Source organism: Streptomyces sp. NPDC017943, from assembly GCF_044328425.1.
Taxonomy (GTDB): Bacteria; Actinomycetota; Actinomycetes; order Streptomycetales; family Streptomycetaceae; genus Streptomyces; species Streptomyces djakartensis_A.
Genome location: NZ_JBIRHH010000002.1, coordinates 292,852 through 308,238, shown reverse-complemented (window position 1 = coordinate 308,238; position 15,387 = coordinate 292,852). Strand labels below are relative to the sequence as shown.

Annotated in this window: 13 protein-coding genes; 6 read left to right on the top strand and 7 right to left on the bottom strand. The window is 72.7% G+C overall.

Features of this window, described 5'->3' with window-relative positions:
• Positions 1–547: 547 nt before the first annotated feature.
• Positions 548–1,279, top strand: coding sequence for a GAF and ANTAR domain-containing protein (locus ACH4C6_RS06230; RefSeq protein WP_398107336.1), 732 nt, complete (start codon positions 548–550; stop codon positions 1,277–1,279).
• A gap of 81 nt (positions 1,280–1,360) precedes the next feature.
• Here the strand turns inward: ACH4C6_RS06230 and ACH4C6_RS06225 are convergent, their stop codons facing one another.
• Positions 1,361–1,525 (bottom strand): hypothetical protein, encoded by a 165-nt coding sequence (locus ACH4C6_RS06225; RefSeq protein WP_398107335.1) that lies wholly within the window; start codon positions 1,523–1,525, stop codon positions 1,361–1,363.
• A gap of 258 nt (positions 1,526–1,783) precedes the next feature.
• Between ACH4C6_RS06225 and ACH4C6_RS06220 the strand changes: the two genes are divergently transcribed.
• Complete coding sequence (locus ACH4C6_RS06220; protein WP_398107334.1) at positions 1,784–2,836, top strand: enoyl-CoA hydratase/isomerase family protein; 1,053 nt, start codon at positions 1,784–1,786, stop codon at positions 2,834–2,836.
• A gap of 81 nt (positions 2,837–2,917) precedes the next feature.
• Here ACH4C6_RS06220 and ACH4C6_RS06215 read toward each other — a convergent pair whose 3' ends face one another.
• Positions 2,918–3,958 (bottom strand): vWA domain-containing protein, encoded by a 1,041-nt coding sequence (locus ACH4C6_RS06215; protein WP_398107333.1) that lies wholly within the window; start codon positions 3,956–3,958, stop codon positions 2,918–2,920.
• A gap of 246 nt (positions 3,959–4,204) precedes the next feature.
• On the opposite strand from ACH4C6_RS06215, the gene ACH4C6_RS06210 reads away from it, so the two are divergent.
• On the top strand, positions 4,205–5,644 hold the full coding sequence (locus tag ACH4C6_RS06210) for a Gfo/Idh/MocA family protein (protein ID WP_398107332.1): 1,440 nt from the start codon (positions 4,205–4,207) through the stop codon (positions 5,642–5,644).
• 65 nt (positions 5,645–5,709) lie between these two features.
• On the opposite strand, the gene ACH4C6_RS06205 is transcribed toward ACH4C6_RS06210, so the two are convergent.
• A complete protein-coding gene (locus tag ACH4C6_RS06205) occupies positions 5,710–6,111 on the bottom strand; it encodes a RidA family protein (protein ID WP_398107926.1) in 402 nt (133 codons plus the stop codon).
• A gap of 96 nt (positions 6,112–6,207) precedes the next feature.
• Here ACH4C6_RS06205 and ACH4C6_RS06200 point away from each other — a divergent pair, with 96 nt between their 5' ends.
• Together ACH4C6_RS06200 and ACH4C6_RS06195 are read left to right on the top strand one after the other, a co-directional pair.
• Positions 6,208–7,182: a helix-turn-helix transcriptional regulator gene (locus tag ACH4C6_RS06200; RefSeq protein ID WP_398107331.1), complete on the top strand. Its 975-nt coding sequence runs from the start codon at positions 6,208–6,210 to the stop codon at positions 7,180–7,182.
• A 127-nt stretch (positions 7,183–7,309) separates the two neighbouring features.
• Positions 7,310–7,690 (top strand): amphi-Trp domain-containing protein, encoded by a 381-nt coding sequence (locus tag ACH4C6_RS06195; RefSeq protein WP_398107330.1) that lies wholly within the window; start codon positions 7,310–7,312, stop codon positions 7,688–7,690.
• Between the two features lie 189 nt (positions 7,691–7,879).
• Here the strand turns inward: ACH4C6_RS06195 and ACH4C6_RS06190 are convergent, their stop codons facing one another.
• Positions 7,880–8,638 carry a YhjD/YihY/BrkB family envelope integrity protein gene (locus ACH4C6_RS06190; RefSeq protein WP_398107329.1) on the bottom strand — a complete coding sequence of 253 codons (759 nt, stop codon included), beginning with the start codon at positions 8,636–8,638 and terminating at the stop codon, positions 7,880–7,882.
• Positions 8,639–9,183: 545 nt separating this feature from the next.
• Between ACH4C6_RS06190 and ACH4C6_RS06185 the strand changes: the two genes are divergently transcribed.
• Positions 9,184–11,022, top strand: coding sequence for a glycoside hydrolase family 15 protein (locus ACH4C6_RS06185; RefSeq protein ID WP_398107328.1), 1,839 nt, complete (start codon positions 9,184–9,186; stop codon positions 11,020–11,022).
• A gap of 12 nt (positions 11,023–11,034) precedes the next feature.
• Here ACH4C6_RS06185 and ACH4C6_RS06180 read toward each other — a convergent pair whose 3' ends face one another.
• The 3 genes from ACH4C6_RS06180 to ACH4C6_RS06170 all read right to left on the bottom strand — a co-directional run bounded on the left by ACH4C6_RS06180 (position 11,035) and on the right by ACH4C6_RS06170 (position 15,233).
• Complete coding sequence (locus tag ACH4C6_RS06180; protein WP_398107327.1) at positions 11,035–12,801, bottom strand: cation:proton antiporter; 1,767 nt, start codon at positions 12,799–12,801, stop codon at positions 11,035–11,037.
• A 76-nt stretch (positions 12,802–12,877) separates the two neighbouring features.
• A complete protein-coding gene (locus ACH4C6_RS06175) occupies positions 12,878–13,717 on the bottom strand; it encodes an SDR family oxidoreductase (protein ID WP_398107326.1) in 840 nt (279 codons plus the stop codon).
• A gap of 178 nt (positions 13,718–13,895) precedes the next feature.
• Positions 13,896–15,233: a chloride channel protein gene (locus tag ACH4C6_RS06170; RefSeq protein WP_398107925.1), complete on the bottom strand. Its 1,338-nt coding sequence runs from the start codon at positions 15,231–15,233 to the stop codon at positions 13,896–13,898.
• Positions 15,234–15,387: the final 154 nt, after the last annotated feature.

Genomic DNA, 15,387 nt, shown 5'->3' with positions numbered 1-15,387 from the left:
CCGGCTGTGCGGGCCTCACTGCTTGCGCCCCTCCTGGCCGGGCACACCGTACGGACGCGGGTGGCGGGACGCCCGCCCTCCATCAGGCCGCCGGCACGCTGCCGGAGCCCTGCCGCGGGCCGTCCGCCGATGCTCTCCAGCGGCCGCACCCGCCGCTGCCCGCAGATCGCGCCGACCGACGTCGGCTGGTCGGTGACGGCCGGGCCGAGACCGCGGCCGGACCGGTCGATCACGCACCGCTCGATGCGCCGGCGCGGGCTCTCCCACAGGAACGGCGTGCCGACGCACAGGCCCGCGGATGACGGCACGGCCAAGGCGAAGATCAACCGCCGTCCGCCCTCGCCCGACAATTCCCCGGAGCCCTGCACACCGCGCACACCCCCGGCCTAGGCGGCCGCCCCTGCTGCCGCCGAAGCCGGCGATCGCCGGAACCGGGGCATGCCCGCGCCCCGTCGAGGAGCGATCCGCCGCGCGTATCGCGCACCGCCCGGGTATCAGCACAATGGAGAAGTGGGCCACGGGTTCATGCTGTGGGAGGTGACGGGCGGTGAACCGGCCGGATCAGGAGCGGCGCGCTCTGGACATGATCGACTGGCTGCTGGAGACCGACACGCTGCGGGACTTCTTGCAGCATCTGGTCGCCGAAGCGGTCGCCGTCTCGGCGGCGGACGGCTGCGGGGTGACGGTGCAGCGCAGCGGCCGTCCGCTGACCGTGGTCAGCACCGGGGGAGTGGCGGACAAGCTCGACGAGAAGCAGTACGGCCAGGACGACGGGCCCTGCCTGCAGGCCCTGCGCACCGGAGAGATCGTCCACGTGCCCGACATGCTGGAAGAGGACCGCTGGGCGGCCTACCCGCGCTTCGCCGCGTCCCTGGGCGTCCGCTCCGCACTGTCGGTGCCGATCCCCGTACGCAGCCATACCGCGGGCGCGCTCAACTTCTACGCCGGAGACCCCGACGCCTTTACCGCCGACGACCGGCATACCCTGGCGCTCTCCGCGGCCCAGGCGGGCGGTGCCATCGCCCTGGCCCAGCGGCTGGCCGACGCGGAGGAGTTCACCCGGGACCTGCAGAGCGCCCTCGCCTCCCGCCGGATGATCGACCAGGCCATCGGCGTCGTCATGCAGCAACGGCAGTGCGCCGAGGAAGAGGCGCTGGGCCTGCTGCGCAGTCTGTCCCAGCAGACCAACCTCAAGCTCCACGACGTCTGCACCCGCGTGCTGACCGAGATCGCCGGCCGACCGCCCACACCCCAGCCACCCCTGCGGCCCCGCTCCTGACCGGCTCGCGGGCTCGCGACGAGGCGGCACAGGGGGGCGGGACGCCCGAACGCACGGCGTCCCGCCCCGCTCACAGGGCCCTCAGGGCGCCCTTGTCTCGTCGGAGGCCTCGGGCGCGTTGCCGTCGTCCGGCCCGCTCTCGTCGCCCGTGTCGGGCGGTGTCGCCCCTTCCTCCTCGGGCGGTACGTCCTTCTCCCCGGTGACTTCTTCCAGCGGATGGGACAGCTCGTCGTCGGGACTGCTCATGTCGGCTCCTTCCCTCTGACCGGCCGGGTGCCCCTTTTGCGGGGAACGACGACTTCGATCGCCTATTCCGGCGGCGGTACGGCGTCCCTTCGCCCACCCCGCCCGATCCGCCCGGCCGGGCGTCGGGCACCGTAGGGTCCCGGTGGGCGGAAGCCCCTCGCCACCTGTGGGGCTGGGCGAGCGGTTACGCCACCGCGTCACGCAGGATCGAGGAGACAGGGGCGGCAACGTGGTCCACGGCTTGAGGGAGACGGTTCGATGAGCGCGGCCGAGGAACCGGTCCTCTTCCACACCACCGGGCACGCCGGACGCATCACACTGAACCGGCCGCGGGCGCTGAACGCGCTCACCCACACCATGGTCCGCCGCATCGACGAGGCCCTCACCGCGTGGGAGCGGGACCCGGCGGTGCAGACCGTCGTGATCACCGGCGCGGGGGAGCGCGGCCTGTGCGCGGGCGGTGACATCCGTGCCATCCACGACGACGCCCGTGACGGGGACGGCTCCGCCTCGGCGGCGTTCTGGCGCGACGAGTACCGCCTGAACGCCCGGATCGCGCGCTACCCCAAGCCGTACGTCGCGGTGATGGACGGCATCGTCATGGGCGGCGGGGTCGGTGTCTCGGCGCACGGGAACGTCCGCGTCGTCACCGACCGGTCCCGGGTGGCCATGCCGGAGACCGGCATCGGCTTCGTCCCGGACGTGGGCGGCACCCGGCTGCTCGCCCTGGCGCCGGGCGAACTGGGCACCCACCTCGCCCTGACGGGCACTCAGATCGGCGCCGCCGACGCCCTGTTGTGCGGCCTCGCCGACCATTACGTCCCGTCGGACTCGCTGCCGGACCTCCTCGACGCCCTGACCGGCCTGCCGGCGGCCGAGGCCGTCGCAGGTGTGGCCCGGACGCCTCCGCAGGGCGTGCTGGCGGCCTCACGCGACTGGATCGACGCCTGTTATGCCGCCGACCGCGTCGAGGAGATCGTGCGCCGGTTGCTCGCGCACGGCGATCCCGCCGCGAAGGAGACCGCCGAGACCGTGTTGTCGAAGTCGCCGACCGCCCTCAAGGTCACCCTGGCCTCCCTGCGCCGGGCTCGCCGGCTGGGCACCCTGGAACGCGTCCTGGATCAGGAGTACCGCGTCTCGTGCGCCGCGCTGACCATGCCGGATCTGGTGGAGGGCATCCGTGCCCAGGTCGTCGACAAGGACCGCAGGCCAAGCTGGTCGCCGAGGACCCTTGCCGAGGTCGGCGACGCCGACGTGGAGCGCTTCTTCGCCCCGCTGGGCGAGCGTGAACTGGGGCTGGCCGGGGAGTGAGGGCATCGCCCGGGGTGGCGACGGGCCGGCAGGCACGCCCTCCGGAGGTCCCTCCGGCTGCTGCCGGCCCCCGGTGGGACGTCAGAGCATCAGCAGCAGCCTTGTGTTGGGCACCAGCTTGCGGTTGACGCTGGTGCTCTGCACGAAGATCGTGAAGTGGTCGTTGTGGTCGGGCTTCACCCGGACCTCCGTGTCCGGCAGGCCGAGCAGGGCCCGGGCCTCCGGCCCCGTGTACACCCGGTCCGTCTTCTTCTCCAGCACCGCTATCTGCTTCTGCGCCTGGATTTTCTCCGACTTGCTCAACTGGTAGAAAGCACCGCCGGTGCGATAGGCGTGCCCGCATTCGATGACCCATTCACGGATCGCCGCGTCCCGGGCCACCGGAATGAGCTGGTACGTCGACGGATCGACCGGCGTCAGACCGGCCGCCTTGATGGTGTTCTCATTCACCGCGTCGGCGCCCGTGGAGAATACCGCCCGGGATCCGCGAATTCCTCGCGCACGGCCCACCATGAAATTCTCGGTGGCCTGCCGGATGACCTGACCGGCCTCTTCCAGCCCCTGCGTGCTCGTGGCGTCCCACACGGCGATGTTGTCCTTGGGGAAACCGCACTGCATGGCCTCGCGCTTGCCCATCTGGTCGGGCACCAGGACGGCCAGCGTCCAGTTGTCCTGCTGGGTCTCGATCATCCGGGCCACGGCCTGGACCAGGTCACGCGCGTTCCTGCTCGGGGCGTCCGGGCAGCGGTGGCTGGCGTTCTCCTGACCGTCCGTCAGCACGAACGTCAGGAAGCTGTGGTCCCCGTACAGCTGCGCCGTCTGCGCCAGCTCCTGCTGCGACTTGAGCGTGGCCGCCAGCAGGGCGGTCATTCCGCCGGTGCGGTACAACTGCTTCAGCGACGGCATGCGCAGTACGTCCTTGTCGTAGATGACGCACTCCACCTTGTCGGCGAACACGTACACCGTGACACGGGTTTCCTGGTCCAGCTCCCTCGAACGGCGGGCGAGATAGGCGATCTGCTGGTCGGCGACGTCCACGACTTTGCGGCTGAGATGCGACATGGACGAGCTGGCATCCAGCACGAGAGCCACGTGGTTGATGTAATTCTGGGTTCCGGACATCACAACTCCCCCTCGTTCCGGGCTTGGTGTTTCCACCCTCTCATCCACCACTGACAATCGATCTTGGTTCCCGGGGCCCCGGAGGGCAGGGACGGCTCGACGGTCGTCCCTCCGCGGCCGTCGGCGTGCTCATTCCTGCTCGCAACGCCTCGCCATCGAGCATCTATTGACATGGCGATGACACTCCCTCCACAGTCGTCCCCACCGAGTGATGCCGATCCGCGGACCCGAGGAGCGTGCACCCCCATGCCCGAGATCCCCGAAGTCACCAGGCGTTTGCTCCTCGGAGGAGCGCTGGCCGGCGGCGCTGCCGCGGCCGGTCTGGGCACGGCGCAGGCGGCCGCGGCACGAGACCGGCCGGACGTGCCGGCCGACTCCTCACCACGCCGCGCGCCAGGCCAGAAGTCCATGATCAACGTGCCGTTCGGCGAGCACCGGACCGTCCGCGTCGGTGTCATCGGACTCGGCAACCGGGGCTCGGGGATGACCGAGGGCTGGTCCGCCGTCCCGGGCTGCACGGTGACCGCGGTCTGCGACGTACGGGCCGACCGCGCCCGCCGCGTCGCCGATCGGCTGGCCTCCCAGGGCCGGCCGCGCCCCGGCGAGTACGGCGGCTCGGACGACGCCTACACCCGCATGCTCCGGCGCGAGGACATCGACCTCGTCTACATCGCCACGCCCTGGGAGTTCCACCACCGCCAGGGCAGGGACGCGCTGCGGGCGGGCAAGCACGCCCTGGTCGAACTGCCCGTCGCCACCGGGCTCGAGGAACTGTGGGACCTCGTCGACACCTCCGAGCGCACCCGGCGGCACCTGATGCTCGCCGAGAACTGCTCCTACGGCCGCAACGAACTGGCGATGCTCAGGATGGCCCACGACGGCCTGTTCGGCGACCTCACCAACGGACACGGCGGCTACCTGCACGACCTGCGGGAACTGCTCTTCTCCGACACGTACTACACCGACGCCTGGCGGCGGAGGTGGCACACCCGCAGCACCGCCTCGCTCTACCCGATGCACGGCCTCGCGCCGATCGCCGCCGCCATGGACGTCAACCGCGGCGACCGGCTCACGACACTGCGTGCCACCGCGACCGAACCCAAGGGCCTCGCCGACTACCGCGAGCGGTTCGTTCCGCGGTCGCACCCCTCCTGGAAGGAGACCTACGTCAACGGTGACCTCGTCACCTGCCTGATCGACACCGCGAAGGGCCGCACCGTCCGCGCCGAGCACGACGTCAGCTCGCCCCGCCCGTACAGCCGGATCAACAGCCTCGCCGGCACCCGCGGCATCTTCGAGGACTACGCGGGCACCTCCGCGACCGGCGGCCGGATCTACGTCGAGCCCGACCACAGCGGACACACCTGGCGCGACTTCGACGCCTACCGCAAGGAGTTCGACCACTGGCTCTGGACGAAGATCGGTGACGACGCCGAGAACAACGGCGGCCACGGCGGGATGGACTACGTGCTGCAGTGGCGCACCGTCCAGCTCATGCGGGCCGGACTCGTCCCCGACATCGACGTCTACGACGCGGCCGTGTGGTGCTCACCCGTGCCGCTCAGCGCACAGTCCCTGGCGGCCGGAGGACGCCCCGTGCGGATTCCCGACTTCACCCGGGGAGCATGGGTGAACCGCCGCCCGGGACTGGACACCCGCCCGTCCGAGATGCCGCCCGTGCCCTGACGCCGGGCCCCCGGACCGCCCGCCCGCATCGACGCGACCGGGGCGCGACGCGGGCGGGCGGTGTGTCAGTGCCGGACGGCGACGGCCTCGACCTCGAACAGCACGTCGGGCGTGGCCAGAGCGGCGACGCCGACGAGCGTCTGCGTCGGGGGCCGCGTACCCCACCCCGCGAGCACGGCCGCGGCGATCGGCCCGAGCTTGCCGACGTCGTGGTTCACCACGTACGTCCTGAGCTGGACGACGTGGGCGAGCCCGAGCCCGTGGGCGGCGAGCGCGAGACCGAGGTTGCGGAACGCCTGCTCGACCTGCCGGGCGAAGCCGCCCGGGACGACCGTGCCGTCCGGACCGGACCCGAACTGGCCGGACACGAGCACCAATTCGCTGCCCGCCGGGACGACGGCGGTGTGACTGTAGCCGAACGGGACCGGATCGTGCAGTTCCCGCGGATTGACCAACGTGTGCGCGATGAGGACCACCACCTGTGTACGGAAGGGACGTTGACACAGGCAGCCTCGCAAGCCATACATGACACCCTGTGTCACGTATCTCGCTAGGCTTCGCGGATGCGCGCCGACCGACTGGTATCGATGGTGCTGCTGCTGCGGCAGCACGGACGGCTCTCCGCGACCGCGCTGGCCCGTGAACTGGAGGTGTCCACCCGCACGGTGCTGCGCGACATCGAGGCGCTGTCCGCGGCCGGCGTACCGGTGTACGCCGAACGGGGCCGGCACGGTGGCTTCGCGCTGCTGCCCGGGTTCCGGACCGAACTCACCGGACTGACCCACGACGAGGCACTGGCCTTGCTGGTCGCCGGATCGCGTCGCGGCGCCCAGGCGTTCGGCCTCGGCCCGGCGCTCGCCTCGGCGCTGCGCAAAGTGGTCGACGCGCTCCCCGAGGACTCCCGGACGACCGCCGCGGGCGCCGCCCGGCGCCTGCTGGTCGAGCCGGACATCGACCTGCTCGCACGCCGTTCGGACGCCGAGGAGGTACCCGACGCCGTGCTCGGCGAGGTGCGGCGGGCGGTGTTCGCCGGGCACAGGCTGCGCATCCAGTACGCGGCGGTGGACCGGGAGCCCGCCTGGCGCACCGTCGACCCGGTCGGCCTGGTCACCGTGCGGGGCCGCGGATACCTCCTGGCCACCCGGTCCGGAGCCGACCGCACCTACCGCCTGTCCCGCATCCTCGCCGCCCGGGAGCAACCGGAACCGGCCCACCGCGCCGACGGGGTCGACCTGGACCGCGTCTGGCGGGAACGCAGCGCACGGTTCCGCGACGACGGGGACCGGGTCACCGTGCTGCTGCGGGTGGCCGAGGCCCGGCGGAAGGAGCTGGTGGGGACCGCGGTGGCCGTCCTCGCCGAGGAGACCGAGGCCGACGGGCGGTTGCGGATGGAGGTCGCCTTCCAGGATGCGAGGCACGCCGAGTGGGCGCTGTGGCACCTCGCCCCGGACGCGGAGGCCCTGACCCCCCTGTGGCTGCGCGACGCCTTGCGGGAGCGCGCCGCCGCCCTAGCCGCCCGCTACGGAGGACCCTCCTGAGAGGTGCGGTACGTCAGCGGGCAGGGCCGCGGCGAGGTGCCGGTGCCCCGGCGTGAGGAGGTTCGATCCGCGGTGCCGCGCGAGAATGGGCCTTGTCGCGTCGTTCGTGCCCGATCGGAGGGCGACCATGAAGGATCTCAAGTTCGAGCAGAAGCGCACGCTGTCCCGTCGTGAGGCCGCCGACCAGCTCACCGCACTCGCGGACGCTTTGAGGGAAGGCGAGGACGCCGAGCTGAAACTCGGCTCCGGCACACTGACCCTGCGGATCCCCGACGGTCTGCGCAGCGAGATCGAGGTCGAGATCGGCGGCGGCGAGGTCGAGCTGGAGATCGAGCTCAAGTGGTCCACCGCGACGGAATCGCGCCCGTCCGGATCCGAGAAGCAGACGGGTGCCTCCGAGACGGCCAAGGCGACCACCGCGAAGCGGCCCAAGGACACGGCCGCGAGCGCCGGACGCGGCGCCGGCCGGAGCAGGACCGCGAAGCGGCCTGCCGCCAAGTCGTCCTGAGCTCGAACGGCGGCAGCGCGGCAGGCGCGGCTGCCGTCGCGGAAGAGTAGCCTCGGTGGTACGCGGAGGTCGGTTCCCGGGAGCCCATCAGCGCGAGGCTCCCTCAGTTCGGCACAGAAGCTGAGGGAGCTGCCTCGAGCGGGCGGCGGACACGCGACCGGCCCCTTCACGCCGACCGGGCGGCGCTCGTCAGGTGTTTTCCGGCGGTCGTACGACGGTGCCGAGCCTGCGACGCAGCGGCGGGGCCTGGGACAGCACGGCGCCCACGCTCAGCCCGACCGCGATGGCCACACACAGCACGATCAGCCAGGACAGCAGCACGAAGACCGAGCCGGCGGCCCCGTAGGCGTCCAGGGCCCGCTTGAGGGCGCGCGGCATGTAGAAGTGGGCGGCGACCGACAGGCCGCTGACCGCGAGCGCGGTGACCACGGCCCCCGGCAGGAGCGGGCCCCAGCCGATCAGGCCGCCCAGCAGCAGATGCTGGGTCCACCACCACATGGCCGTCTGCATCAGCAGGCTGATCGTGAAGCCCAGGACCGCCCCCAGCTCGTTGCGCAGCAGCCCCTGCACGGCCAGGGCGCCCAGCCACAGGGCGATCCACGCCAGCCAGCGCCACGCGGCGACCGACGGGCCGGAGCGCGGCAGCTGCCACGCCCGTCTGCACAGCCGTTGCACGGCCCGGCTCACCGCGGTGGCCGACAGCAGCACCATCAGGCCGCCGATGAGACCGGTCGCCTGCCGCAACTCGGCGGTCGGCGGCTGGAACACCTGCTGCAACTGGGCCTTCTCCTGCCCGGTCAACCCGAACACGGCCGTCACCGAGACCGCGACCTGGTCCTTCAGGGCCGACGGAGCGTAGGCGCCGAGCACGAAGAGCAAGGGAATGGCGGTGAGGAAGGACTGCGCGGCGATGCGGGTCGCCGAGTCGAAGACGTTGACCTCCACCATGCGCTCGACCACCGCCGTGGGCAGGGGAAAACGTGCCTTCAGCCGCGCGGCGAGCGTGCGCAGCCTGCCGCCCCGCCCACCGGTCCGGGCCCGCCGCCGCGACCGGCCGGGAACCCGGGAGGTCCGGCGTGGCCCGCGGGCTCCGCGGCTCACTCCGCCGGGCGGGGTGCGGGGCCCGCACCGATCGGCGCACGGAGCTCCGCGGCGCCCGGACGGCCCGCGGCGCCGGGACGGCCCGCGGCCCGGCCACAGGGCAGGCGGCCCGGACCCGCACACGCCGGCCGTGCCCACCTCGCCCGCGGCACACCTGGAGAAGTCCCCATCACGCTGCTCCCTTCCTCACCCAGAGTGCGCGACCTCACGGCCCACGGCACCCCGCCGTACCGCCCGCGGGTCCCGCCACCGGCCCGGGACGCGGAAGGGACGGGCCGTGGCACCGCTCGCCCCACCCCGCCGCCGCGTTCAGCCCGCGCGCCGGCCCGCGGCTCCGGCTTACTCTGATGCCGGGGGCGTTCGGGTGAATCGCGCACCGGAAGGGCGGCCCGATGGACGACTACCCGCTGATCGAGAACCACGGACTCGTCGGTGACCTGCAGAGCGCGGCACTGGTCACCACGGACGGCAGCGTCGACTGGTTCTGCGTCCCGAGGTTCGACTCGCCCAGCGTCTTCGGCGCGCTCCTGGACCGGAACAAGGGCGGGCACTGCACCATCCGCCCCCGCCACCGCTCCTACGCCACCAAACAGCTGTACCTGCCCGACACGGCGATCCTGGTCACCCGCTTCATGACCGAGGCCGGAGCAGGCGAAGTGATCGACTTCATGCCCGTCACCGGCACCTCCGTCACGGAAAGCCACCGGCTGGTGCGGATGATCCGCTGCGTACGCGGCCGGATGACCTTCGAGATCGAGGTCGATCCCCGCTTCGACTACGGGCGGGAACCCCACCGGCTGCACATCAGCGAGCACGGGGCGGTGTTCGCCGGGGAGCGCGGGGCGCGCCTCACCGTGCACCCCGTGCGGGAACCGGACGACGAGGAACTGCTCGACGTCCTCACCGACCGCCGGGAAGCCCTGCACTTCACCCTCACCCTGGAGGCGGGCCTGGAGCGCGGGATGGTCCTGGAATGGGCCGCCGAGGGCCCGCCCAGGGAGATCCGACTGGCCGAGTACGGGCGGCTCTTCGACGACACGGTCGCGTTCTGGCGCGGCTGGCTGCGGCAGTCGCGCTACACCGGACGCTGGCGCGAGACCGTGGAGCGCTCGGCGATCACGCTGAAACTCATGACGTACGCCCCCTCCGGTGCGGTGGTGGCCGCCCCGACGGCCGCGCTCCCCGAGCAACTGGGCGGCGAGCGCAACTGGGACTACCGGTTCACCTGGATCCGCGACGCCTCCTTCTCGGTGTACGCCCTGCTCGGGCTGGGGTTCACCGAGGAGGCCAGGGCGTTCATCCAGTGGCTCGGCGACCGGGTCGAGGAACGCGCCGGACGGGACAGCGACACCGGGCCGCTGAACATCATGTACGCGGTGGACGGCTCCCAGGACCTCGACGAGCTGACGCTGGACCACTGGGAGGGCTACGCCGGTTCCGCGCCCGTGCGGATCGGCAACGGCGCCGCCACCCAGCTGCAACTGGACATCTACGGAGAGGCGCTCGACAGCATCTCCTTCGCCCACCGGCACGGCCTGCGGGTGGGGCACCACGGCTGGAACGCGCTGCTGACGGACCTGGACTGGCTGGTCGACCACTGGGACCAGCCGGAGGAGGGCATATGGGAGACCCGCGGCGGCCGCGAGAACTTCACCTACGGGCGGGTGATGTCGTGGGTGGCCTTCGACCGTGCGCTGCGGCTCGCGGAGTCCAACGGCAGGCCGGCCGACGTACAGCGCTGGCGCGCGGCACGCGACGCCTGTTACGAGCAGGTCATGGCGAAGGGCTGGAACGAGCAACGCGGGGCGTTCGTCCAGCACTTCGGCAGCGAGGTCCTCGACTCCTCCCTGCTGCGCATGGCGACCGTCGGCTTCATCACGCCCGACGACCCGCTCTGGGCCTCCACCCTGCAGGCCATGGAGGAGGAACTGGTCAGCGACAGCCTGGTCTACCGCTACAACCCCGAGGCGTCCCCCGACGGTCTGCGCGGCGCGGAGGGGACCTTCTCGCTGTGCACCTTCATGTACGTGGACGCCCTGGCCCGCGCGGGCCGGACCGACAAGGCGCGGCTGGTGTTCGAGAAGATGATGGGCTACGCCAACCACCTCGGCCTGTACGCCGAGGAGATCGACCCGCAGGGCCGCCAACTGGGCAATTTCCCGCAGGCGTTCACCCACCTCGCACTGATCGACGCGGCCATCACCCTGGATGCCGCACTCAACCGAACGTGAGCGGAAGGCAGTTCAGTCGGCCTGAGCCGGGTCGGGTTCCAGGAGCACGAGGGTGTCGCCGGGACCGGCGGCGGGTGTGCCGTTCTGGGTGGCCGGGTCGAGACGGCCGTCCCGCCGCACGACGAACAGCGTCTCGTGCCCCGGCGGGAGCGGCGCGGAGGCGGGCTGCACACGGAAGCGGGCGCCGCTGCCGTGACGGGCCGCGACGGTGTGCCGGACCAGGTCAGGACCGAAGAGGGTCTCGCCGGGGGCGTGGGGCGCGACCACGCCCGAGGTGCCGGGCGGCGGACCGATCCGGTGGACCGGGCCGTCGACGCTGTCCCGCAGGACGACCGAGACGAGCGCGTTGAAGTCGTCGTCGTCCGTCAGCAGGAACACGGAGGTGACGCCCTCCAGCCGGGCCTCCGGGTCGGTGGCGGCGGCCAGGAGTTCCTCGGCGGCCGGTTCGACCCCGGCGGCCTCGATCCGGGCCCGTTGCCGTTCCGACGCCGCCCACATCAGCACGTCGGCACCCGCGGTGCGCAGGGCGTGGGCGAGGTCCACCACCCAGGGGTCACCGCCGAGCAGCAGCGGACGGGCCCGGGGGGCGGTCACGACGCCCAGCCGGCGGGCCACGGGCCGTGCGGTCAGGCCGTACACCACGACCGTCCCGACGATCACCAGGAAGGTGATCGGCAGGATGGTGTCGGCGTCGTGGAGCCCGTCGGCCGTGAGCGCCCCGGCGAAGGTGGTGGCGGTGGAGGCGGCGACGATCCCGCGCGGTGCCATCCAGCCGACGAAGGCGCGCTCGCCCCGGGCGAGGTCCGTCCTCAGTGTCGACACCAGGGCGACGACGGGCCGGACGGCGACGATCAGGACGGCGACCAGCACCAGCGAGGGCAGCAGGACCGGACGCAGGCTCTCCGGCGTGACCGTCGCCGAGATCGACACGAACAGCAGGCCGATGATCAGCTGGACGAGCGTCTCGAAGAAGGGGCGCCGTGCGGGCATCTCGAAGCCGGGCACGTTCGCGGCGACCAGACCCGTGACGATCGCCGCGATGAGCCCGGTGTCGTCGTAGACGGCGTCGCAGCCGGCCGCCACCAGCACCACGACGGCCAGTTGGGTGAGGGTGCCGAGGGTTTCTCCGAGGCGGAGCAGCCGGAGCGTGAGCCAGAGCAGCACGGCTCCCACGACACCGCCCGCGAGCCCCACCGCGATGCCGCCGAAGAACGCGCCGAACCGGAAGTGGCCGGGCCGCAGTCCGCCGGAGACGAGGGAGTGGAACACGACGGCGCCGAGGATGCCGCCGACCGCGTCGATCAGGGACCCCTCCCACACCAGGACGCGCCGCACCTTCTCCGACGGCCGGACGTGTTCCAGGAGGGGACCGACGACGGTCGGCCCGGACACCACGAGGATCACCCCGAGCATGCTGGCCACCGCGGCCGGGACGCCGAGCAGCGCCGGTCCCACGGCCATGACCGCACCCCAGGTGAGCAGCACCTGGAACACCAGGAGCCGGACGACGGCCCTGCGGGTCGTGCCCTTGAGCAGCCGCAGATCCAGGCCCAGTCCGGCGTCGTAGAGGATGAGCGCCACCGACAGCGACACCAGGGCCGGGAAGTCCTGCCCGACCAGCTGGTCCGGATGGACGACGTCGGTGAGCGTGCCGGCGACGAACCCCGCCGGCAGCAGCACGATCAGGGCCGGGACACGCAGCCGGGAGGCCAGGATCTGCGATCCGACGGCCAGGACCACGGTCAGGGCGATGCCCAGCAGGATCTCGTCCTCACTCATTCCGGCCCCTCCCCGTCGCGCACGAGCGGCTCAGCTCCGTCCATCCGAGTCCGTCCGTTGGGCCGTGGGGCGCGGGTCAGCCGCCGGTGGCGAAGCCGGGGAAGAGGGTCATCCCGCCGTCCACGTACAGCGTGGTGCCGACGACGTAGTCCATCAGGTCCGAGGCGAGCGCGACCGCCGCGTACGCGATGTCCTCGGGGTCGCCGACGCGGTCGTAGGGGATCAGTCTCAGGAGGTCGTCCTCGGCCTCGGGAGTGTCCCAGGCGTCGCGGTTGATGGGCGTCCTGATGGCGCCCGGGGCGATGGCGTTGACGCGGATCTTCCGTGGAGCCAGCTCCTGCGCGAGGGTCGCCATCATCATCTGCACGCCTCCCTTGGAGGCCGCGTAGTTGACGTGCCCGGACCAGGGGATGACCTGGTGCACGGAACTCATGCAGATGATCTTGCCGGCGGAGCGCGACACCTCGGGGACGACGCCGCGCCGGACGAACTCCTTGCTCGCCTCCCGGGCGCAGAGGAACTGCCCGGTGAGGTTCACGTCCAGGACCTGCTGCCACTGGCCCAGCGTCATCTCGGTCAGCGGCGCGTCACGCTGCAGCCCGGCGTTGGCGACGAGGATGTCGATCGTGCCGAACTCCTCGACCATGCGCCCCGTCATGGCCACCACCTGGTCCTCGGCGGAGACGTCCGCCTCGTGGGCCACCGCGCGCACACCGAACGATTCAATCCGCGCGACCACCTCGTCGGCCTCGTCCCGGCCGGTCACGTAGTTCACGACCACGTCCGCACCTGCCCGGCCCAGGGCGATCGCCGTCGCCCTGCCGATGCCCGAGTTGGCGCCGGTGACCAACGCCTTCTGGCCCTTCAGCAGCTGGGCGGGGATCACGTCGCGGGGCGAGCTCGCGGTCGACTGCACGATGACTGTCTCCTCCACTGCCTGGCCGGGGCGACCCGGGCCGCGGCGCCGGGGCAGGGTCACACAATCACCGCGGCCCGGCGCCGGCACGCCGCACGGGGCCGGGTTGGGCCGACCGAGGGAGCAGGTTCGCCCAGCGGCAGGCGATCCCCGGCCCGGGCCCGCCCGGCGGCCGGCGTCAGGTGTGCGCGGGACGGTCCTGCGGCGCCCGCGCCGATGTGCCCGGCGGCGGCCCTGCGGGTTCGCCCAGGGCCGGCACGGGGTGACCGGCCGGAAGCAACTGGGCCGTGACGAAGGCGGTCACGGCCGCGAGGATCACCACGGGCGTCATCCCGGCGCCGCCGAGGAGCAGGACCACCAGCACCACACTGCTCACCGGCAGACGCAGGGTGGCCGCGGACGCGGCGGCCATGCCCGCGGCCATGCCCGGCACGATCCCCAGTCCGGGCAGGGGCGCCAGCAGGACGCCCGCCGCGGCCCCCAGGAACAGCGCCGGGAAGACGGGGCCGCCGCGCAGGCCGCCGAGGCAGAGCGCGTACGCCACCGCCTTGCAGACCAGCACCGCGACCAGGGCGCCCACACCCCAGGCGTGCGGATCCTGAGCCATCCGCGCCAGGGTCGCCTCGCCGGAGGAGGCCACGTCCGCGGGGGAGCGGTCGACGGTCAGCGCGTACACCGCGGCGCACACCCCGGCCGCCAGGGCGCACACCGCCGTACGGACGACGGGACTGCGCGCGATGAACGCGGCCGTCAGCCGGCCGCCGTCCAGGACGAAGTGCAGGACGACGGCGATCGCCACGGCCATGAGCACGGACCACACCACGTCCCCGGCGTCCAGGCGCGGCGCGGGCACCCCGAGGTCCAGGGACAGGCTCCCGGTGGACAGGCCGGTCCAGCGGCCGAACCCGGTGAACACGAGCGAGCCGACGCCGCTGGCCAGCAGCGCCGGGAGCATCACGGCGAACAACTGCGGTCCGCCGACCCCCGCCACCTCGATGAGGATGACCGCGCCGATCACGGGATCCCCGAAGATCGCCGGCAGGGCCGCCGCGGCACCGGCCGCCCCCAGCAGGGCCGCGCTCTGCGGCGACGCGGGTGCACGGGCCAGCCGGGCGAAGAGCAGGGCCAGACCACCGCCGAGCGCGATCAGCGGCGCCTCGGGCCCCAGGACCGCGCCGAAGGGCAGGCTGGCGAGCGCCGCCAGCAGAACGCCCGGCAGGGCCCCCGGGGTCATCCCGCCCGCGTGCAGACCACCGGCCGGCAGGTGCCCGCCCGCCCCCTTCAGGTGCCGTACGACCAGGCCGACGACGAGTCCGGCGAGCGTGAGCAGCGGCAGCGGCCACCACCAGGGAGGGGTGTCCCAGCCGAGCTGACGCGGCAGCTCGTCCCACAGCTGGTGCTCGAGTTCGTGCAGGCCGGCCAAGAACCAGAAGGCGGCCAGCGACACGGGGACGCCGATGAGGGAGGCGAAGAGGAGGGCCTTGCGGTAGCCCGGGCTGCGCAGCAGCTCCCGCAGCCGTTCGGCCTCCTCCGGCTGCGTGCCGCCCCCGGCGCCGCCCGGGTGCTCCGGTTGCGCGCCGCTTCCCGCGCCGCCCGGGTGCTCCGGCTGCGTGCCGTCGTCGTCGGCCGTCCGGTGTCCCGGCCGCTGTGCGTCGCCGGGGTCGCTCGGG